The organism is Citrobacter sp. Awk 4 (assembly GCF_028069725.1).
Classification (GTDB): Bacteria; Pseudomonadota; Gammaproteobacteria; order Enterobacterales; family Enterobacteriaceae; genus Citrobacter_D.
This window is the reverse complement of the sequence record NZ_JANEWG010000070.1, coordinates 1-20,064: the sequence shown is the minus strand read 5'-3', so window position 1 is coordinate 20,064 and position 20,064 is coordinate 1. Positions and strand designations below refer to the sequence as shown.

Genomic DNA, 20,064 nt, shown 5'->3' with positions numbered 1-20,064 from the left:
GACGCCCCCAATGCCCCGCCCCACCCCACGGATCCTGATGTTGCCGATCCATAATCCGACAACCGCCGCCAACGCCAGAACGCTAACCGTTAATGCTATCTCACTCATCTTTAGTTCCCTGTGAATAACATTATTATTTTAACCGGATTCTCGCAGAGAACAGGCGGTATGTATGGGTGGTAAAGCACAAAAAAGCCCCGTCATTTCTGGCGGGGCAAGGGCAAACAGCAAATTAGCTATTTAATGCAGGTCGTTCCTGAATCTCGATACGCTGCGGGGCGAGGGATTCAGGCACATTGCGTGTTAAATCGATGTGCAATAATCCGTTGGTGAACGTAGCACCAGAGACTTCCATATGTTCAGCGAGGGTGAAACTCAAACTGAACGGCTGAATGACCAGCCCCTGATGCAGCCATTTGGTCTCTTTTTCCGGCTGCTCCTGGTTACCTTTCACCGTCAGGAGCGTGCCTTCCAGTTGAATATCCAGATCTTCCTGACGGAAACCGGCCAGCGCAAGGGTAATGCGATAGTGGTTATCGTCGCTTTTTTCGATGTTATAGGGTGGGAAGCTCTGGCTTTCACCGGTGTTTTGCAAGGCGTTGGCCAGTTTGTCAAAACCGATCCATTGACGCAGCAGTGGGGATAAATCGTAGTTACGCATAATCATTTCTCCTTCTAAGAAGCGAGTTTTCCCGTCACACTTCACGCTGCAGATACGTTGGCTGTGCTCGCTCACCCCAATCACGTACTCATGTACGCTCATGGGGATTCACTCTCTTGCCACCTTTCTGCAACACGAATTGTTTAGGGTACAAAATGCCTGCAAATCCGCAGACTTGCATATGCTCCCTGACGGCGAGCATGGGGATTACAGGCCGCGCAACGCGGCCCGACAGAATTAATTGATTTCGATACGGCGCGGTTTATTCGCTTCCGGAATCACGCGCTCAAGATCGATATACAGCAGACCGTTCACCAGGTTTGCGCCCCGAACATGAATGTTCTCTGCTAACTGGAACTTGCGTTCAAAGTTGCGCTCGGCAATACCCTGATAAAGGTAAGTACGTTCTTTTTGCTCATCAGCATGAGCGCCTTTCACCACCAGCAGATTATCCTGGGCGGTAATCTCCAGCTCGCTTTCCGCAAACCCTGCCACGGCAATCGCAATGCGGTAATGGTTTTCATCCACCAGCTCAACGTTATACGGAGGGTAGCCGCCATTACTCTGGCTTTGATTGTTTTCAAGCAGGTTAAACAAACGGTCAAAACCAATAGCGGAACGGTACAGCGGGGATAAATCAAAATTACGCATAATCAATAGCTCCTGAAATCAGCGAGAATATGAGACCTTCCATCATGGACAGGCCAGGCGGACAGAACACCCCTCAGGCATGTTCTTCGTTGTCCTTACCCTAAAAATGGGTCCTTATATGAACTTTTCAAGCACCTGAAGGAGACTTTTTTTGCAGTTTGCTGTCTATGGCATAGACTGGGGGGGAAAGCACGGATCGTTAAAGTGCGATAAGCACCACAGTGCGACATGCTGAGGGTATTATTCCGGGCAATGGAACGCTATAACTCATCATGCAAACACCGTTGATCAACAGATGAATGAATCATGATAAAAAATGTGTTGTTACCGCTGGTGATGTGCGGCGGAATGGTTTTACTGGGTGGTTGCTCAAGCGTCATGTCACATACTGGCGGCAAGGAAGGGACTTATCCTGGCACTCGCGCCAGCGCTACGATGATCAGTGAGAGTGATACAAACTGGGGAACAAAGTCTCTGGCAATACTCGATATGCCGTTCACCGCCGTGATGGACACCCTACTCCTGCCGTGGGATCTCTTCCGCAAAGATAACTCGGTCAGATCTCGCGTCGAAAGAAGCGAGGAGAGAACGCAGGTAACGAACTCTGTTATCCCCCCGGCAGAGATGTCCACGCCCTGATTTAACGCCCGGTTTCTGTCACCCACAACTGACGGAAACCCTGAACGTCTTCCATCCACGCGATTTGTCGCCCATCTGGTGAGAAAACAACGGCATCCGCGGAAGGCGGATTGCCATGCTCTGGCGTCAGGAAACAGACATCTCCGCTGTGCGCGTCGCAGCAGGCAATTCGGTTTTCCAGCACATACCCCAGCCATTTTCCCGACGGATGCCAGTTAAACGCCGACTGAATATCCGTTGCATGATGGGTCAGCTGACGCGGCTCTCCCCCTTGCGTAGCGATCAGCCAGAGCTGAACAACACCGCGCTCATCACGCATCAAAAACGCAATCTCCGTAGCCTGCGGGTTGCTACGCACCCAGTGACGCGGCACATTCACCAGTCCGGGATAAGTACGCTCATGAGTAAACGTCAGACGACGCTGCTTCACCCCGGCTGGCGGGGCAGGCATTGATGATTCCGTTCCAGCCAGAGGAGCCTCGCCCGCCTGTTTCCAGCCGCTTTCTTCACGCGGCAGGTCGACGAGAAACAACTCCGGCACCTTATCCCCCTTCACCGACAACGTATCGCCGATAAAGGCCAGTGTATGATCCCCGACCCAGCCCTCTTCATAGGCACGATTAATTTCATCGCTGCCAGGGATTGGGGTGGGTGTCGTTTGACTGACCAGCACACACCAGTGACTACCGCTGTACTCACGGAGATGCTGCTCCGACACCGTGACCGGCCCCCAGGGCGCTGCAACGCCGACGTTGCGCAGATCCTGCGCCGGGTCTCGCTCATGCAGGACGTGATCGTTATAGGTGAAACTGACGAACTCACCGTTCGGGCTGAAGACATGCACATGGCTACCACCGCGCAGCGCACCGGGCGTATACGGCGCGGTAATATCCATCGCATCCAGGTTAGCAACGCTTCCCTGATACGCAATGACTCCCCGACGATGGTGAAAATCGTAGTGCCACGCGGCATCTGGATTCTCAGGCCCATGAATAAACACATATTTATTCTCTCGTGGATGAACGGTCACCACACCCACATGCGCCCCCTGCGTGGCACGATAAATCACCTCGACGACCCCGCTCTCAATATTTACCCGCTCTATGGTTTCCCCGGTAAAAGAGGCTCCCGACGGACGTACATCAAACACCAGCCACTGGCTATCCGGTGTCCAGATATTGATATTGGTAAGCTGATGATGACGAGGCGCAAAGGTGATTTGTTTCATTGCAAGAACCCTGATGCGAGACAATTGGGGCCATCATACTTCACAAGGACTTCACTTTCAGGTTTTAGCATTCCTCCATCACAATGACTGCGGGGAAAAAGATGGAACACTTTGATGTGGCAATTATCGGTTTAGGCCCGGCAGGATCGGCGCTGGCACGGCATTTGAGCGGGAAGAAGCGTGTCATTGCGCTGGATAAAAAGCGCCAGTGCGGAACGGAAGGCTTCATGAAACCCTGCGGCGGTCTTCTGGCTCCGGATGCCCAGCGTTCGTTTATTCGCGATGGCATTACCTTACCGGTCGATGTGATCGCCAACCCGCAGATTTTCAGCGTTAAAACGGTGGACGTGGCAGCAGCTCTGACGCGTAACTATCAACGCAGTTACATCAATATCAACCGCCACGCGTTTGATTTATGGATGAAATCACTCATCCCTGATGAGGTAGAGGTTTACCACGACAGTCTGTGCCGGAAAATCTGGCGAGAAGATGATAAATGGCACGTGATTTTTCGCGCTGACGGCTGGGAGCAACACATTACCGCTCGCTATCTGGTTGGCGCCGACGGGGCAAATTCGCTGGTTCGCCGCCATCTGTATCCTGAGCATCAGATCCGTAAATACGTCGCGCTTCAGCAATGGTTTGCTGAAAAACACCCCGCGCCCTTTTACTCCTGCATTTTTGATAACGACGTCACGGATTGCTACTCATGGAGTATCAGCAAAGACGGTTATTTCATCTTTGGCGGCGCCTACCCGATGAAAGACGGGCAGGCACGCTTTGACGCGCTAAAAGCAAAAATGGAAAGCTTCCATTTTCAGTTTGGCAAACCGCTAAAAAGCGAAAAATGTACCGTGCTGTTCCCCTCGCGCTGGGCGGATTTTGTCTGCGGAAAAGATAATGCGTTTCTGATTGGTGAAGCCGCGGGGTTCATCAGCGCCAGTTCTCTGGAGAGGATTAGCTATGCGCTGGACAGCGCGGAAATTCTGAAAACCGTCTTCATGCGGGATACGCAGAATTTGAATGACGCCTATCGAAGCGCCACCGGAAAACTGCGCATGAAACTCTACGGTAAGATTATCAAGAGCCGAGTGTTAACCTCGGCATCGACCAGAAAATGGATTATGCAAAGCGGCGTCGCGCATATCCCACAGAATCAGGATCAACTGCCCGCCCAAAATCCATGCAAGCAGACAGCCAATACAGCTGCGGAAATGTAGACCTGCGCCCAGGATAAAAAAACCCGCAGCAGATGCGGGTCAGGAAGCGTTTTGGGGTTGGCCAGTCAGGTAATGAATGATTAATTCAGCACAAACTTCTCAATAGCGTACGCCACGCCATCTTCAATGTTGGATTTGGTGACGAAGTTTGCCACTTCTTTCACTGATGGGATGGCGTTATCCATCGCCACGCCCATACCAGCGAACTCGATCATCGCAATGTCGTTTTCCTGATCGCCAATGGCCATAATCTCATCGCGCTTAATCCCCAGGGCATCGGCCAGCGATTTCACACCAGTGCCTTTATTCACGCGTTTATCCAGAATTTCGAGGAAGTACGGCGCACTTTTCAGCACGGTGTATTTCTCTTTTACCTCTGCCGGGATGCGGGCAATGGCTTTATCGAGGATCGCTGGTTCATCAATCATCATCACTTTCAGGAACTGCGTTGCCGGATCCATTTTCTCCGCCTCACAGAACACCAGCGGGATGGTCGCGATAAAAGATTCATGAACGGTGTAATAACTGATGTCGCGGTTTGCGGTATACAGCGTGTTGCGGTCCAGCGCATGGAAGTGGGAACCGACGTCACGAGAGAGTTGTTCAAGATAGCGATAGTCGTCATAGCTTAACGCCGTTTGCGCAACGGTACTGCCATCACTCGCTTTCTGTACCAACGCGCCGTTATAGGTAATGCAGTAATCACCGGGCTGTTCCATGTGAAGCTCTTTCAGATAGCTGTGGACGCCCGCAAACGGTCGACCCGTGGTCAGCACCACGTTAACACCCCGGGCGCGTGCAGCCGCAATTGCCGTTTTGACCGCGGGTGAAATGGTGTGATCGGGCAGCAGAAGGGTGCCATCCATATCGATAGCAATGAGTTTGATAGCCATGAGTTCCCCGGATTAAATGAGTCTGTACTCATGCTAACGCGATTCCGCTCAAAAAACAGCAACGAAAAGGGGGATGGAAAGGGGAATCGGGATTCCCCTTTTGTCGATCGGTTATAGGCCGGATAAGGCCTAAGCCGCCATCCGGCAAATGTTGACGAACTGCCTGATGGCGCTTCGCTTATCAGGCCTACAGGAGTAGGCCTGGGTACACGTTAAATATCGATGTTCGCCGCTTTCAGGGCGTTTTCTTCGATAAACGCACGACGCGGTTCAACGGCATCGCCCATCAGCGTAGTGAACAACTGGTCAGCAGCAATCGCATCTTTTACCGTGACACGCAGCATACGACGGCTTTCTGGATCCATGGTGGTTTCCCACAGCTGTTCCGGGTTCATTTCGCCCAGACCTTTATAACGCTGAATAGACAGGCCACGACGGGACTCTTTTACCAACCAGTCCAGTGCCTGTTCGAAGCTGGCAACAGGCTGACGGCGCTCGCCGCGTTCGATAAACGCGTCGTCTTCAATCAGACCACGCAGTTTTTCGCCAAGCGTACAAATACGACGGTATTCACCACCGGTCACAAACTCGTGATCCAGCGGATAATCGGTATCAACGCCGTGGGTACGCACGCGAATGATCGGTTCGAACAGGTTCAGTTCAGCGTCTTTACGCACAAGGCTATTCCAGGTGCTGCCGTGCATTTCATTTTCATTCAGCACGTTAACCAACTGAGTAACCCAGGCCGTGACTTTCGCTTCATCAGCCAGATCGGCTTCGGCCAGCGTCGGTTGGTAGACAAGTTCTTTCAGCAGTGAACGTGGGTAGCGACGCTCCATACGACCAATCATTTTCTGCGTGGCGTTGTACTCAGAAACCAGTTTTTCCAGTGCTTCACCCGCCAGCGCCGGAGCGTGGGCGTTAGTGTGCAACGTCGCGCCATCAAGAGCGATAGAGATCTGGTACTGATCCATCGCTTCATCGTCTTTAATGTACTGTTCCTGCTTGCCTTTCTTCACTTTGTACAGCGGCGGCTGTGCAATGTAGACATGGCCGCGTTCAACGATTTCCGGCATCTGACGGTAGAAGAAAGTCAGCAACAGCGTACGGATGTGTGAACCATCGACGTCCGCATCCGTCATGATTATGATGCTGTGATAGCGCAGTTTATCCGGGTTGTACTCGTCGCGACCAATGCCGCAACCAAGTGCAGTGATCAGCGTCGCCACTTCCTGAGAAGAGAGCATCTTGTCGAAACGCGCTTTCTCCACGTTCAGGATTTTACCCTTAAGCGGCAGAATCGCCTGGTTCTTACGGTTACGCCCCTGCTTCGCAGAGCCGCCCGCCGAGTCCCCTTCCACCAGGTACAGTTCAGAATGTGCTGGGTCGCGTTCCTGACAGTCCGCCAGTTTGCCCGGCAGACCGGCTAAGTCCAGCGCACCTTTACGGCGGGTCATTTCACGGGCGCGACGTGCTGCTTCACGCGCACGGGCAGCGTCGATAATCTTGCCAACTACAATTTTGGCGTCGGAAGGGTTTTCCAGCAGATATTCGGCCAACAGTTCGTTCATCTGCTGTTCAACTGCCGATTTCACCTCAGAAGAGACCAGCTTGTCTTTGGTCTGGGAGGAGAATTTCGGATCCGGTACTTTCACGGAAACGACGGCAATCAGGCCTTCACGGGCATCGTCACCGGTGGCGCTGACTTTCGCTTTCTTGCTGTAACCTTCTTTGTCCATGTAGGCGTTCAGGGTACGGGTCATCGCCGCACGGAAGCCTGCAAGGTGAGTACCGCCATCCCGCTGCGGAATGTTGTTGGTGAAGCAGTAGATGTTTTCCTGGAAGCCATCGTTCCACTGCAGCGCGACTTCAACGCCGATACCGTCTTTTTCGGTGGAGAAATAGAAGATATTCGGGTGGATTGGCGTTTTGTTTTTGTTGAGATACTCAACAAACGCCTTGATGCCGCCTTCATAATGGAAATGGTCTTCTTTACCGTCACGCTTATCGCGCAGACGAATAGAAACACCAGAGTTCAAGAAGGAGAGCTCACGCAGACGCTTGGCAAGAATGTCGTATTCAAACTCGGTAACGTTGGTGAAGGTTTCATGGCTTGGCCAGAAACGGACCTGGGTCCCGGTCACTTCAGTCTCACCGGTTACCGCCAGCGGCGCTTGCGGCACACCGTGTACGTAAGTTTGCTGATGAATTTTACCTTCACGGCGAATCACCAGTTCCAGTTTCTGCGACAGGGCGTTTACGACCGAAACCCCTACACCGTGCAAACCGCCGGACACTTTATACGAGTTATCATCGAATTTACCGCCTGCGTGCAGAACGGTCATGATAACTTCCGCTGCCGAAACGCCCTCTTCCGGGTGAATACCGGTCGGGATACCACGGCCATCATCGGTAACGGACACGGAGTTGTCAGCGTGAATCGTCACCACGATATCTTTACAGTGACCCGCGAGCGCTTCGTCGATAGCGTTATCTACCACCTCGAATACCATGTGGTGCAAACCGGTGCCGTCATCCGTGTCGCCGATATACATACCCGGGCGCTTACGCACCGCATCCAGTCCTTTCAGGACTTTGATACTGGAGGAGTCATAAGAATTCGACATCAACGTTTCTCGCTCATTTTATCTTGGGTTAATCCGTTATTTTACCCTTTTCCACGGTGAACATCTTCGAATTTTTGTCCGACATGTCAAGAACGTGTTCAGCGCTGATCGCGCTGACAAAAACCTGAGATTGCGTCGCTTTTAAGCGGCTGGCTAGCAGTCCACGACGCGCATCATCAAGTTCAGAGGCAAAATCATCTATCAGGTAGAGGCAGCGCCGCCCGCTTTCACGGGTCAGAAACTCCCCTTGCGCCAGACGTAAGGCGCACATCAGCAGCTTTAGCTGCCCACGCGATAAGGTATCTTCAACCGGCGCACCGTCGGCGCGAATGCGGAAGTCCGCTTTATGCGGTCCGTGCGCGGTATAAGTCAACATGCGGTCGCGTTCAAAGCTCCGCTCCAGCACCTCGGCATAATCCGTCTCTTTTTCCCAGCCTCGCTGAAAAGAGAAAGAGAGAGAAAACTCGGGTAAAAATTGCTGGCAGGTATCTGCCATATCGGCAGCAATACCGGCGCTGTACTGTGCGCGCCAGGTGCTGATTTGTTCCGCCAGCGGGATCAGCTCTTTATCCCACGGACGAAGTTGTTCATATCGACTCACCTGGCGCAACGCGGCATTACGTTGTTTGAGCAAACGCTTGAGATTGCTCCAGGCGGTAAAGAATCCGCTCTCATTATGAAAGCATCCCCAGTCGAGGAACGCTCTTCTGTATTTTGGGCCGCCGTTGAGTAAAGTAAACCCCTCGGGCGTAATCAACTGCATCGGCATCAGGTGCGCCAGTTCAGCGACTTTATGACCGTCAGTACCGTCAATGCGGACTTTGCTGTCGCCCTGCTTATCTTTGGTCAGGCCGATGGAGGTCTCGCGCTCTTCACCCTGTAAACGGCCATGAAGAACAAACGATTCCTGCTCGTGGCGAATCACGCGACCAATCTGCAAACTGCGAAACGCCCGACCATGTCCGAGCGTATAGATGGCTTCCAGCACACTGGTTTTGCCGCTGCCGTTCGCGCCCACCAGAAAGTTAAAGCCGGGAGATAAAGCGAGATCCGCGTTTTCAATATTGCGGAAATCTTTGATGAGTAATCGGGATAGAGACATGATCAGCTCATAACCAGGGCGTTATCGTCGCCGTTAGTCTGGTTACGGCCAGCGCACAGCAACCGGAGCGTACTGGAGTACGTGAGGATTGCGAGCACTGCCCGGAGCCGGAATAACAAGTAAGATAGCCCGATACTTTTCTATAAACGCATTGGCATAACGACGTAAGCCGCGCTCTGCGACGCCGCATCTTCAATCTGCACGCTGGAGACGGAATCGGTCAGCATGATACGCACGTTTTCGCACTTCAGCGCATTTAACACATCCAGCACATAGCTGACGTTAAAGCCGATCTCCATTTCGGTGCCCGGATAGGTGACGTCCAGAATCTCTTCCGCTTCTTCCTGTTCCGGGTTATTGGCGGTGATTTTGAGCTGGTTTTCGCTCACATACAGACGCACGCCACGGAATTTCTCATTCGAGAGGATCGCCGCACGGGCAAAGGCCTGTTTGAGAATATCGCAGCCCGCTTCCAGATGTTTGTCCGGATTTTTCGGCAATACGCGGCGATAATCAGGGAAACGGCCATCAACCAGCTTGGACGTAAAGATAAAATCACCGACGTGCGCACGAATGTTGTTGCTGCCGATTTGTACACGCAGCGGGTTATCGCCGCCATCAAGCATACGCATCAGTTCAATCACGCCTTTACGCGGCACGATCACCGAATGGTTCGGCAGCGGTTGTCCGACCGGCATGGAACAGACCGCCAGACGGTGACCATCGGTGGCCACGGTGCGCAGCTCTTCGCCTTCAGTCTCAAACAGCATGCCGTTTAAGTAGTAGCGAACGTCCTGATGCGCCATAGAAAACTGGGTCGCTTCAATCAGACGCTTCATCGTCGCCTGCGGTAAAGTGAATTCGACTTCGCTCTGCCAGTCATCCAGATTCGGGAAATCGGCGGCAGGCAACGTGGAAAGCGAGAAACGGCTGCGGCCAGAACGCACCAGCATACGGTCGCCTTCCAGCTGGACGGCAATTTCAGCCCCTTCCGGTAAACCACGGCAGATATCAAAGAATTTACGCGCCGGGACGGTGGTTGCGCCAGCTTCATGAGGCTGAATTAACGCCACGCGCGCCACCATTTCCATTTCAAGGTCGGTGCCGGTCAGAGAAAGCGTACCGTCTGCAACCTGCAGCAACAGGTTACCGAGAATTGGCAGCGTAGGACGACCACCCAGCGGGCCGCTGACCTGCTGAAGCGGTTTTAATAAATGTTCACGTTCAACGGTAAATTTCATAGCGTCACGAAGATAATGTTCTGATTAAATTGGAGAAATCTTCTTTAATATCATGGCTTTCTTCACGCAACTGCTCAATCTTGCGGCAGGCATGAAGAACGGTAGTGTGGTCACGCCCACCAAACGCGTCGCCAATTTCCGGCAGACTGTGGTTAGTAAGCTCTTTTGCCAGCGCCATAGCCATCTGACGCGGACGCGCTACCGAGCGAGATCGACGCTTAGAAAGCAGATCCGCAATTTTGATTTTGTAATACTCCGCCACCGTCTTTTGAATATTGTCGATAGTGACCAGTTTTTCCTGCAACGCCAGCAGATCGCGCAGCGCTTCCCGCACAAAATCGATGGTGATAGCGCGACCGGTAAAGTTCGCGTTGGCGATAACCCGGTTCAGCGCGCCTTCCAGTTCACGTACGTTAGAGCGTAGACGCTTGGCGATAAAGAACGCCACTTCACCTGGCAAACGAATGTCGTTTTCGTCCGCTTTTTTCATCAGGATCGCGACACGCGTTTCCAGTTCAGGCGGTTCGATCGCGACCGTTAATCCCCAACCGAAGCGGGATTTCAGACGATCTTCAACGCCATTGATCTCTTTTGGGTAACGATCCGACGTCAAAATGATCTGCTGATTACCTTCCAGCAAGGCGTTAAACGTGTGGAAAAACTCTTCCTGGGATCGTTCTTTATTGGCGAAAAATTGAATATCGTCAATCAGCAACGCGTCAACGGAGCGGTAGTAGCGTTTAAACTCTTCGATCGCATTGTTTTGCAGGGCTTTTACCATGTCCTGTACAAAACGCTCGGAGTGCATATACACCACTTTTGCATTGGGTTTACGCGCCATAATGCCGTTACCCACAGCATGCAACAGGTGCGTTTTACCTAAACCGGTACCGCCATAAAGGAATAACGGGTTATAGGCACCGCCTGGGTTGTCCGCAACCTGGCGTGCCGCCGCGCGCGCCAGCTGGTTGGATTTACCTTCAACGAAGTTATCAAAAGTATGTTTAACGTTGACGTTGGAGCGATAGGTTGGTTCCGCCGGGGCGGGTACGTTGTCCCAGCCCGGACGCGCCGCAGGCGCTGCGCGTTGTGGCTGCACTTGCGCAACATGCGCCGGCGCAACAACATGATTAACAGGCGTCTTTAGCGTCTGAGTGACGGGTTTTGTTCCCACCTCAAAACGCAGTTGCGGGGCATCCGCGCCGCAAAAATTATTCAACAATCCATTGATGTTATTGAGGTATTTATCCCTTACCCAGTCGAGCACAAAACGGTTTGGCGCATACAAAGCCAGCGTGTTATCGCTCAGTTCCGCCTGCAACGGGCGTATCCACATACTGAACTCTGTGGCTGGTAACTCATCCTGCAATCGGGCAAGACACTGCTGCCAAAGCGAAAGTGACACGGCGGACTCCACTCGAACAAAAGTCGATAATGACAAAGGCTGAAACATTCATGATTGTTGGCGCACGTCGAAAAGACCCTGCATGGAGGGTGACGTACGAACCGCTGTCTGCGGTTATACACGGGATCCTAAAGGTGACACTATGGCACACCTGAAGAATGTCGTGTTAATGCCTGACCAGGATCCGTTGAAACGATCAGGACCGCGGATCATAGCCTAAACTGCGCGAGAGATCTTCTGTTTCTCACAGATTCTTCCCGATTTATCCACAGGATGATCCAGAACCGGGTAAGTGTAAACGATCCTGGAGAAGTGCTGCAGGATTTCGCACGCATATTGGAAAAATTAATGAGTAACGCCACTTCGCTGCTTAAACGATCTAATAAAGATCCCGCTCGATCCTTGCGCTTTGCCCGGCAGCCTTTATAATCTTCCCCCCGGCGCGTAATGCTCGTAATTACGGCGTTAACGCTGCTCATTTTCCACGCGAAAACGTGCGAAAAACACAGGGATTTAAGGAAAGAGAATTGACTCCGGAGTGTACAATTATTACAATCCGGCCTCTTTAATCACCCATGGCTTCGACGTCCGTCGTTCGATGTTTGTTCGGATATCTGTAAAAGCCATTGAATTTATTCAAGTTTAGGTAGAAATCGCCATGAAACGCACTTTTCAACCGTCTGTACTGAAGCGCAACCGTTCTCACGGCTTCCGTGCTCGTATGGCTACTAAAAATGGTCGTCAGGTTCTGGCACGTCGTCGTGCTAAAGGCCGCTCTCGTCTGACCGTTTCCAAGTAATAAAGCTAACCCCTGAGTGGTTAAGCTCGCATTTCCCAGGGAGTTACGTTTGTTAACTCCCAATCATTTCACATTCGTCTTCCAGCAGCCACAACGGGCTGGCACGCCGCAAATCACCATTCTCGGCCGCCTGAATTCGCTGGGGCATCCCCGTATCGGTCTTACCGTCGCCAAGAAAAACGTTCGACGCGCCCATGAACGCAATCGGATTAAACGTCTGACGCGTGAAAGCTTCCGTCTGCGTCAGCACGAACTTCCTGCAATGGATTTCGTGGTCGTGGCGAAAAAAGGGGTTGCTGACCTCGATAACCGTGCTCTCTCGGAAGCGTTGGAAAAATTATGGCGCCGCCACTGTCGCCTGGCTCGCGGCTCCTGATAGCCCTTATTCGGGTCTATCAACGCCTGATCAGTCCGCTGCTTGGGCCGCATTGTCGTTTCACGCCAACCTGTTCAAGCTACGGAATTGAGGCATTGCGCAGGTTTGGAGTGATAAAAGGCAGTTGGTTGACGGTGAAACGCGTATTAAAATGCCACCCTTTACACCCTGGTGGTGACGATCCCGTCCCGCCTGGACCATTTGATACCAGAGAACACTAACGATGGATTCGCAACGCAATCTTTTAGTCATCGCTTTGCTGTTCGTGTCTTTCATGATCTGGCAAGCCTGGGAGCAGGATAAAAATCCGCAACCTCAAGCTCAACAGACCACGCAGACAACGACCACCGCAGCGGGTAGCGCCGCAGACCAGGGCGTACCGGCCAGTGGCCAGGGGAAACTGATTACGGTTAAAACCGACGTGCTTGATCTGACCATCAACACCCGTGGCGGTGATGTTGAGCAGGCCCAGCTGCCGGCTTATCCGAAAGAGCTCGGTTCTAAAGAGCCGTTCCAGTTACTGGAAACAACTCCGCAGTTCATTTATCAGGCACAAAGCGGCCTGACAGGTCGTGACGGTCCGGATAACCCGGCTAACGGTCCACGTCCACTGTACAACGTCGAAAAAGACGCCTTTGTACTGGCGGATGGTCAGAACGAACTGCAGATCCCGATGACTTACACTGACGCCGCGGGCAACACGTTTACTAAAACGTTTGTTCTGAAGCGTGGTGAGTATGCTGTCAACGTAAACTACAGCGTGCAGAACGCCGGCGAGAAACCGCTGGAGATCTCCACCTTTGGTCAGCTGAAGCAATCCATCAATCTGCCGTCTCATCGCGACACCGGTAGCAGCAACTTTGCGCTGCATACTTTCCGTGGCGCAGCGTACTCCACGCCTGATGAGAAGTATGAGAAATACAAATTCGAGACCATTGCCGAAAACGAAAACCTGAACGTCAGCGCACACGGCGGCTGGGTGGCAATGCTGCAACAGTATTTCGCAACGGCATGGGTTCCGCGTAATGACGGCACCAACAACTTCTATACCACTAATCTGGGTAACGGCATTGCTGCCATCGGCTACAAATCTCAGCCGGTGCTGGTACAGCCAGGCCAGACAGGCGCGATGACCAGCACCCTGTGGGTCGGCCCGGAAATTCAGGATAAAATGGCGGCCGTTGCACCGCACCTGGATCTGACCGTGGATTACGGCTGGTTGTGGTTCATCTCTCAGCCGCTGTTTAAACTGCTGAAATGGATCCACAGCTTCCTGGGTAACTGGGGCTTCTCCATCATCGTTATCACCTTTATCGTTCGTGGCATCATGTACCCGCTGACCAAAGCGCAGTACACCTCCATGGCGAAGATGCGTATGCTGCAGCCGAAAATTGCGGCAATGCGTGAGCGTCTGGGCGATGACAAACAGCGTCAGAGCCAGGAAATGATGGCCCTGTACAAAGCTGAGAAGGTTAACCCACTGGGCGGCTGCTTCCCGCTGATCATCCAGATGCCAATCTTCCTTGCACTGTACTACATGCTGATGGGCTCCATTGAACTGCGTCATGCGCCGTTCGCTCTGTGGATCCACGACTTGTCTGCACAGGACCCGTACTACATCCTGCCGATCCTGATGGGCGTGACGATGTTCTTCATCCAGAAGATGTCGCCGACCACTGTGACCGACCCGATGCAGCAGAAGATCATGACCTTCATGCCGGTCATCTTCACCGTGTTCTTCCTGTGGTTCCCGTCAGGTCTGGTGCTGTACTATATCGTCAGCAACCTGGTGACCATTATCCAGCAGCAGCTGATTTACCGTGGTCTGGAGAAACGTGGCCTGCATAGCCGCGAGAAGAAAAGCTCCTGACAGTAAGTCATAGCTCTACGGAAGGCGGTCAAATGACCGCCTTTTTTATTTGTATTCAACGAGACATATCATGAGCCATAACGACACTATCGTCGCCCAGGCTACCCCACCGGGACGCGGTGGCGTCGGTATCCTGCGAATCTCAGGCCTCAAGGCGCGTGAGGTTGCCGAAGTTGTACTGGGCAAGCTACCAAAACCGCGTTATGCCGACTATCTGCCGTTTAAGGATGCCGATGGCACCGCGCTGGATCAGGGGATCGCGCTGTGGTTTCCCGGACCGAACTCGTTCACGGGTGAAGACGTGCTGGAACTGCAAGGGCACGGCGGCCCGGTAATTCTCGACCTGCTGTTAAAACGCATTCTGACGATCCCGGGTTTGCGCATAGCAAAACCCGGTGAATTCTCCGAGCGGGCGTTCCTCAACGATAAGCTCGATCTGGCCCAGGCTGAGGCGATTGCCGACCTGATTGACGCCAGCTCAGAACAAGCAGCTCGCTCAGCATTGAACTCTCTGCAAGGGGCATTTTCCGCGCGCCTAAATCACCTTGTGGAAGCACTTACTCACCTGCGCATCTACGTGGAAGCGGCCATTGATTTTCCGGATGAGGAGATCGATTTCCTTTCAGACGGCAAAATTGAAGCGCAGTTAAACGGCGTTATCGCCGATCTCGACGCCGTGCGTGCTGAAGCTCGTCAAGGTAGCCTGCTGCGTGAAGGGATGAAAGTGGTCATTGCTGGTCGCCCTAACGCGGGTAAATCGAGCCTGCTGAATGCGCTGGCAGGGCGTGAAGCCGCGATTGTGACAGACATTGCCGGAACAACGCGCGACGTACTGCGCGAGCATATCCACATTGACGGTATGCCGCTGCATATTATTGATACTGCCGGTCTGCGCGATGCTAACGATGAGGTAGAACGTATCGGCATTGAGCGTGCGTGGCAGGAGATTGAACAGGCTGACCGCGTGCTATTTATGGTTGACGGCACAACGACCGACGCGACTAACCCGGCAGAGATCTGGCCGGACTTTATCGCTCGTCTGCCGGCTAAACTACCGATTACCGTGGTGCGCAACAAGGCCGATATTACCGGCGAGACGCTGGGTATCAGCGAGGTGAACAGTCACTCACTGGTTCGCCTCTCCGCACGTACTGGCGAAGGTGTGGACGTGCTGCGTAACCATCTCAAGCAGAGCATGGGCTTTGATACCAACATGGAAGGCGGCTTCCTGGCCCGTCGTCGCCATTTGCAGGCGCTGGCCGAAGCGGCTGAACATCTCCAGCAGGGTAAAGCACAACTGCTGGGCGTATGGGCGGGCGAACTGCTGGCAGAAGAACTGCGTCTGGCGCAGCAGGCGTTGAGTGAGATTACTGGAGAGTTTACCTCCGACGATCTGCTGGGGCGGATCTTCTCCAGTTTCTGTATCGGTAAGTAAGCAGTATTGCCGGATGGCGGCTAACGCCTTATCCGGCCGACTCTACGCCTGGTGCCCGGTAATCGAAGCGTGACCTGGTACCAGGTGTTTCCTTAAAGGAAATAACCGTTGTCCAAATGGCAACTCGTCTCACAGAACACCTCCCCGTATGCTTAGCGCCACGCTTATCGTGAGGACGCTATGACCCGCTTTCTACTCTGCAGTTTTGCCCTTGTTTTACTCTATCCCGCCGGTATTGATATGTATCTGGTCGGTTTACCGCGAATTGCCGCTGATCTGAATGCCAGTGAAGCGCAGTTGCATATTGCGTTTTCCGTCTATCTGGCCGGGATGGCAACCGCTATGTTGTTCGCCGGGAAAGTGGCCGACCGCTCCGGACGCAAACCCGTTGCTATTGTCGGTGCGGTGATATTCATCTTTGCCTCTACGCTCTGTTCGCTCGCGCAGGACGGTTCGCTGTTTTTAACCGGACGTTTTATTCAGGGCATTGGCGCGGGTAGCTGCTACGTGGTGGCTTTTGCCATCTTGCGCGATACGCTGGACGATCGCCGCCGGGCAAAAGTGCTGTCGCTGCTTAACGGGATCACCTGTATTGTCCCGGTACTGGCACCGGTTCTGGGACATCTGATCATGCTGCGATTCCCGTGGCAAAGTCTGTTTTACACCATGATTGCGATGGGCATCGCGGTGTGTCTGCTGTCGCTGTTCATCCTGCGGGAAACGCGCCCGACCACCCGTTCATCATCGTCATGTTCGCCACAGAACGCGGAGTCGCTGATCAATCGTTTTTTCCTCAGCCGTCTGGCGATCACCACGCTTAGCGTCTCCGTGATCCTCACCTTTGTGAATACTTCGCCGGTCCTGCTAATGGAAGTAATGGGTTTTGATCGCGGTGAATATGCCACCACCATGGCACTGACCGCAGGCGTCAGCATGGCCGTTTCGTTCTCAACGCCATTTGCGTTAGGCGTGTTTAAGCCACGTACATTAATGATGACTTCGCAGGGACTGTTTCTGGCCGCAGGCGTAGTGCTCAGCCTCGCCACCAGCAACGCGGTAACACTGTTTGGCCTGACGCTTATCTGCGCGGGTTTCTCGGTCGGTTTTGGCGTAGCAATGAGCCAGGCGCTGGGTCCCTTTTCTTTGCGGGCTGGCGTCGCCAGTTCAGTATTAGGGATTGCGCAGGTCTGCGGTTCGTCACTGTGGATTTGGCTGGCCGCCATTGTCGGTATCAATGCGCTGAATATGCTGATCGGGATTCTGATTGGTTGTAGCATAGTCAGCCTCTTGCTGATTATGCTCGTCGCACCCAACAGGTCTGCACCCGACCATGAAGAAATCCATCACCAGTCTCGATCTTAATTTATTGTTATGCCTGCAGCTTCTGATGCAGGAGCGCAGCGTAACCAAAGCGGCGAAACGGATGAGCGTCACCCCTTCGGCTGTGAGCAAATCCCTGTCGAAGTTACGGACATGGTTTGACGACCCGCTTTTCGTGAATACGCCGCTCGGACTAACGCCAACGCCGCTGATGCTGAGTATGGAGCAGAATCTGGCAGACTGGATGCAGATGGGTAATCAACTGCTGGATAAGCCACATCATGAGACCCCGCGTGGGCTGAAGTTTGATCTGGTCGCCGAGACGCCACTGATGATGATCATGTTCAATGCTCTGTCGCAACAGATCTATCAGCGCTATCCGCAGGCCTCCATTAAAGTACGCAACTGGGATTACGACTCACTGGACGCCATTACGCGCGGTGAGGTAGATATTGGTTTTACTGGCCGTGAGAGCCATCCACGTTCGCGAGAGTTGCTGAGTCTGCTGCCTTTATCGATCGATTTTGAAGTGCTATTCACCGACTTACCGTGGGTATGGCTACGGGAAGATCATCCGGCGTTGCAAGAAGAGTGGAATCTCGAGACCTTTCTGCGCTATCCGCATATCAGCATCTGCTGGGAACAAAGCGATACCTGGGCGCTCGATGACGTGCTGCAGGAGATGGGGCGTAAACGCAATATAGCCCTAAGTCTGCCAGGGTTTGAACACTCCCTGTTTATGGCGGCGCAACCTGATCACTCGCTTCTGGCGACCGCGCCGCTTTATTGCCAGCGTTATAACCAACTCCACCAACTCCCGTTAGTTGCGCGCCCCTTGCCTTTTGACGCCGCACAGCGGGAAAAGCTTATGGTGCCATTCACCCTCCTCTGGCATAAACGCAACAGCCATAACCCGAAAATTGTCTGGTTAAGAGAGACACTAAAAACCCTCTACAGCCCCCTGTCCTGACGCTAAATTAGCCACAATGGTAAGGGAAATGTAAATGTCGCGTAAGGTACCCTGATTCAGTCGAACTTTTGGGCGGTTAGGTCTGTCCATAATTCATGTAAATGTTACTCTCGTAATAATCACGGACCATTAATCACGGAGCGAAAAATGGCGACACATTTTGCCAGAGGGATTCTTACGGAGGGACATCTGGTTTCAGGTCGACTCCCTTCTCAATGCCATATAGAGGCCAAAAATCTTCCCACTCATCGCCGCACGCGGTTCCTTGCCTCCCGGGCCTTACTCGCTGAACTGATGTTTATGCTTTACGGCATCAGCGAACTACCAGAAATAACGATCGAGACGAAAGGTAAACCCACGTTTCGTGATCGCAACCTGCCCGGTTTCTCCATCGCGTACGCTGGAAATATGGTCGGCGTTGCGCTGACAACCGAAGGCGAATGCGGTCTGGACATGGAGTTACAACGAGCGATCCGTGGCTTTAACAACCCGCACTCAGCAGGAAGCCCGGTATTCTCCAGCAATGAAACCCTGTGGATAAACAATCAAAACGATCCTGGCGAGGCACGTGCTCAGCTCATCGCCTTGCGCCAGAGCGTACTGAAACTCACTGGCGATGTCCTCAACGATGACCCACGAGAACTCCAGTTGATACCCGTTGCAGGTCGTCTGAAGTGTGCCCATGTTGCACAGGTAGAAGCCATCTGTGATGCAGAAGATGTACTGGTCTGGTCGGTTGCCGTTTCGCCCGCCATTGAAAAGCTGAAGGTTTGGGAGTTTGATAGTCAACAGGGGTGGAAAATCCTGCCCGACATCCAGACTCGCGCCAATGCCCCCACCGGTCGCCTGATGCGATTCGCCCAATTATCCACCGTTAAATCGTGTACCCATAGCTGAGCCGGTCATATCCGGCCATCATGATGAAAAAGGAGTAATCATGTCTGAAACGCTGAAGGTTGTTACGTTACTGGGGAGCCTGCGCAAAGGCTCATTTAATGGGATGGTTGCCCGTACTCTGCCCAAAATTGCCCCGACAGGCATGGACGTTAGCGCATTGCCGTCCATTGGCAACATCCCATTGTATGACGCCGATCTGCAACAAGAGGAGGGTTTTCCACAGAGCGTAGAAGCGCTGGCGGATCAAATCCGTAAAGCGGATGGGGTGGTCATTGTGACGCCGGAATACAACTACTCCGTGCCGGGTGGTCTGAAAAATGCCATCGACTGGTTGTCCCGCCTGCCCGATCAGCCGCTGTCCGGAAAGCCGGTACTGATCCAGACCAGTTCGATGGGGGCTATCGGCGGCGCTCGCTGTCAGTACCATCTGCGCCAGATTCTGGTCTTCCTCGATGCCATGGTAATGAATAAGCCTGAATTTATGGGCGGCGTGATTCAGAACAAAGTGGACCCGCAAAACGGCGAAGTGATTGACCAAAGCACGCTGGATCATCTGACCGGTCAACTGACCGCGTTTGGCGATTACATCCAGCGCGTGAAAGCGTAAATAAATATCCTCCGGCATAGCCGGAGGTTTTTCAAATGCGCCTGTAAGGCTCTGTTACCAGCCGCGCCCTAACAGGCGCATACGATCTGACATTTGCATCCAACTTTGTTACTTACGGCCCGT

At 53.1% G+C, this 20,064-nt stretch carries 21 protein-coding genes and 1 other annotated feature; of the genes, 12 read left to right on the top strand and 9 right to left on the bottom strand.

Annotated features, from left to right (window positions below; translation table 11 throughout):
- From NNO04_RS20495 to ibpA, 3 genes are all read right to left on the bottom strand, one after another.
- A partial coding sequence (locus NNO04_RS20495) for a hypothetical protein (RefSeq protein ID WP_271446222.1) occupies positions 1 to 108 on the bottom strand: 108 nt, incomplete at its 3' end.
- A 124-nt stretch (positions 109 to 232) separates the two neighbouring features.
- Positions 233 to 661: a small heat shock chaperone IbpB gene (gene ibpB, locus NNO04_RS20490; protein ID WP_271446221.1), complete on the bottom strand. Its 429-nt coding sequence runs from the start codon at positions 659 to 661 to the stop codon at positions 233 to 235.
- Between the two features lie 237 nt (positions 662 to 898).
- Positions 899 to 1,312: a small heat shock chaperone IbpA gene (gene ibpA, locus NNO04_RS20485; RefSeq protein ID WP_006687722.1), complete on the bottom strand. Its 414-nt coding sequence runs from the start codon at positions 1,310 to 1,312 to the stop codon at positions 899 to 901.
- Positions 1,306 to 1,378 (bottom strand) — a sequence feature (ROSE (Repression Of Heat Shock gene Expression) occurs in the 5'-region of heat shock genes and acts as an RNA thermometer to modulate expression.). It overlaps the preceding gene by 7 nt.
- 240 nt (positions 1,379 to 1,618) lie before the next feature.
- Between ibpA and NNO04_RS20480 the strand changes: the two genes are divergently transcribed.
- Positions 1,619 to 1,951, top strand: coding sequence for a YceK/YidQ family lipoprotein (locus NNO04_RS20480; protein ID WP_271446220.1), 333 nt, complete (start codon positions 1,619 to 1,621; stop codon positions 1,949 to 1,951).
- Position 1,952: 1 nt separating this feature from the next.
- Here the strand turns inward: NNO04_RS20480 and NNO04_RS20475 are convergent, their stop codons facing one another.
- Complete coding sequence (locus NNO04_RS20475) at positions 1,953 to 3,179, bottom strand: DUF3748 domain-containing protein (RefSeq protein ID WP_271446219.1); 1,227 nt, start codon at positions 3,177 to 3,179, stop codon at positions 1,953 to 1,955.
- A gap of 101 nt (positions 3,180 to 3,280) precedes the next feature.
- On the opposite strand from NNO04_RS20475, the gene cbrA reads away from it, so the two are divergent.
- Positions 3,281 to 4,399 (top strand): colicin M resistance lipid reductase CbrA, encoded by a 1,119-nt coding sequence (gene cbrA, locus NNO04_RS20470; protein WP_271446218.1) that lies wholly within the window; start codon positions 3,281 to 3,283, stop codon positions 4,397 to 4,399.
- Between the two features lie 80 nt (positions 4,400 to 4,479).
- Here the strand turns inward: cbrA and yidA are convergent, their stop codons facing one another.
- From yidA to dnaA, 5 genes are all read right to left on the bottom strand, one after another.
- Positions 4,480 to 5,292 carry a sugar-phosphatase gene (gene yidA, locus NNO04_RS20465; protein WP_271446217.1) on the bottom strand — a complete coding sequence of 271 codons (813 nt, stop codon included), beginning with the start codon at positions 5,290 to 5,292 and terminating at the stop codon, positions 4,480 to 4,482.
- A gap of 212 nt (positions 5,293 to 5,504) precedes the next feature.
- Positions 5,505 to 7,919, bottom strand: coding sequence for a DNA topoisomerase (ATP-hydrolyzing) subunit B (gyrB, locus tag NNO04_RS20460; protein ID WP_271446216.1), 2,415 nt, complete (start codon positions 7,917 to 7,919; stop codon positions 5,505 to 5,507).
- A gap of 28 nt (positions 7,920 to 7,947) precedes the next feature.
- On the bottom strand, positions 7,948 to 9,021 hold the full coding sequence (recF, locus tag NNO04_RS20455; RefSeq protein WP_271446215.1) for a DNA replication/repair protein RecF: 1,074 nt from the start codon (positions 9,019 to 9,021) through the stop codon (positions 7,948 to 7,950).
- A gap of 140 nt (positions 9,022 to 9,161) precedes the next feature.
- The gene (gene dnaN, locus NNO04_RS20450) at positions 9,162 to 10,262 is read right to left on the bottom strand and encodes a DNA polymerase III subunit beta (RefSeq protein WP_162382321.1); all 1,101 of its coding nucleotides are present in this window, start codon (positions 10,260 to 10,262) and stop codon (positions 9,162 to 9,164) included.
- A 4-nt stretch (positions 10,263 to 10,266) separates the two neighbouring features.
- Positions 10,267 to 11,667 carry a chromosomal replication initiator protein DnaA gene (gene dnaA / locus NNO04_RS20445; RefSeq protein ID WP_162382320.1) on the bottom strand — a complete coding sequence of 467 codons (1,401 nt, stop codon included), beginning with the start codon at positions 11,665 to 11,667 and terminating at the stop codon, positions 10,267 to 10,269.
- A 273-nt stretch (positions 11,668 to 11,940) separates the two neighbouring features.
- Between dnaA and NNO04_RS22950 the strand changes: the two genes are divergently transcribed.
- The 10 genes from NNO04_RS22950 to NNO04_RS20400 all read left to right on the top strand — a co-directional run bounded on the left by NNO04_RS22950 (position 11,941) and on the right by NNO04_RS20400 (position 19,941).
- Complete coding sequence (locus NNO04_RS22950) at positions 11,941 to 12,096, top strand: hypothetical protein (RefSeq protein WP_442870753.1); 156 nt, start codon at positions 11,941 to 11,943, stop codon at positions 12,094 to 12,096.
- Positions 12,097 to 12,325: 229 nt separating this feature from the next.
- A complete protein-coding gene (gene rpmH, locus NNO04_RS20440; protein ID WP_003849659.1) occupies positions 12,326 to 12,466 on the top strand; it encodes a 50S ribosomal protein L34 in 141 nt (46 codons plus the stop codon).
- A gap of 16 nt (positions 12,467 to 12,482) precedes the next feature.
- Positions 12,483 to 12,842 carry a ribonuclease P protein component gene (gene rnpA / locus NNO04_RS20435; RefSeq protein WP_042287256.1) on the top strand — a complete coding sequence of 120 codons (360 nt, stop codon included), beginning with the start codon at positions 12,483 to 12,485 and terminating at the stop codon, positions 12,840 to 12,842.
- Positions 12,806 to 13,063, top strand: a complete 258-nt coding sequence (gene yidD / locus NNO04_RS20430) for a membrane protein insertion efficiency factor YidD (RefSeq protein ID WP_079787750.1) — start codon at positions 12,806 to 12,808, stop codon at positions 13,061 to 13,063. The genes rnpA and yidD overlap by 37 nt, the downstream gene beginning before the upstream one ends.
- 2 nt (positions 13,064 to 13,065) lie before the next feature.
- Positions 13,066 to 14,712 (top strand): membrane protein insertase YidC, encoded by a 1,647-nt coding sequence (gene yidC, locus NNO04_RS20425; protein ID WP_271446214.1) that lies wholly within the window; start codon positions 13,066 to 13,068, stop codon positions 14,710 to 14,712.
- Between the two features lie 70 nt (positions 14,713 to 14,782).
- A complete protein-coding gene (gene mnmE, locus NNO04_RS20420; protein ID WP_271446213.1) occupies positions 14,783 to 16,147 on the top strand; it encodes a tRNA uridine-5-carboxymethylaminomethyl(34) synthesis GTPase MnmE in 1,365 nt (454 codons plus the stop codon).
- A 180-nt stretch (positions 16,148 to 16,327) separates the two neighbouring features.
- Positions 16,328 to 17,509: an MFS transporter gene (locus NNO04_RS20415; protein WP_271446212.1), complete on the top strand. Its 1,182-nt coding sequence runs from the start codon at positions 16,328 to 16,330 to the stop codon at positions 17,507 to 17,509.
- Positions 17,478 to 18,437 carry an HTH-type transcriptional regulator YidZ gene (yidZ, locus tag NNO04_RS20410; protein ID WP_271446211.1) on the top strand — a complete coding sequence of 320 codons (960 nt, stop codon included), beginning with the start codon at positions 17,478 to 17,480 and terminating at the stop codon, positions 18,435 to 18,437. The genes NNO04_RS20415 and yidZ overlap by 32 nt, the downstream gene beginning before the upstream one ends.
- 147 nt (positions 18,438 to 18,584) lie before the next feature.
- Positions 18,585 to 19,334, top strand: a complete 750-nt coding sequence (locus NNO04_RS20405; protein ID WP_271446210.1) for a 4'-phosphopantetheinyl transferase family protein — start codon at positions 18,585 to 18,587, stop codon at positions 19,332 to 19,334.
- 40 nt (positions 19,335 to 19,374) lie between these two features.
- Positions 19,375 to 19,941: an NADPH-dependent FMN reductase gene (locus NNO04_RS20400; RefSeq protein WP_271446209.1), complete on the top strand. Its 567-nt coding sequence runs from the start codon at positions 19,375 to 19,377 to the stop codon at positions 19,939 to 19,941.
- The last annotated feature ends 123 nt before the right edge of the window (positions 19,942 to 20,064 follow it).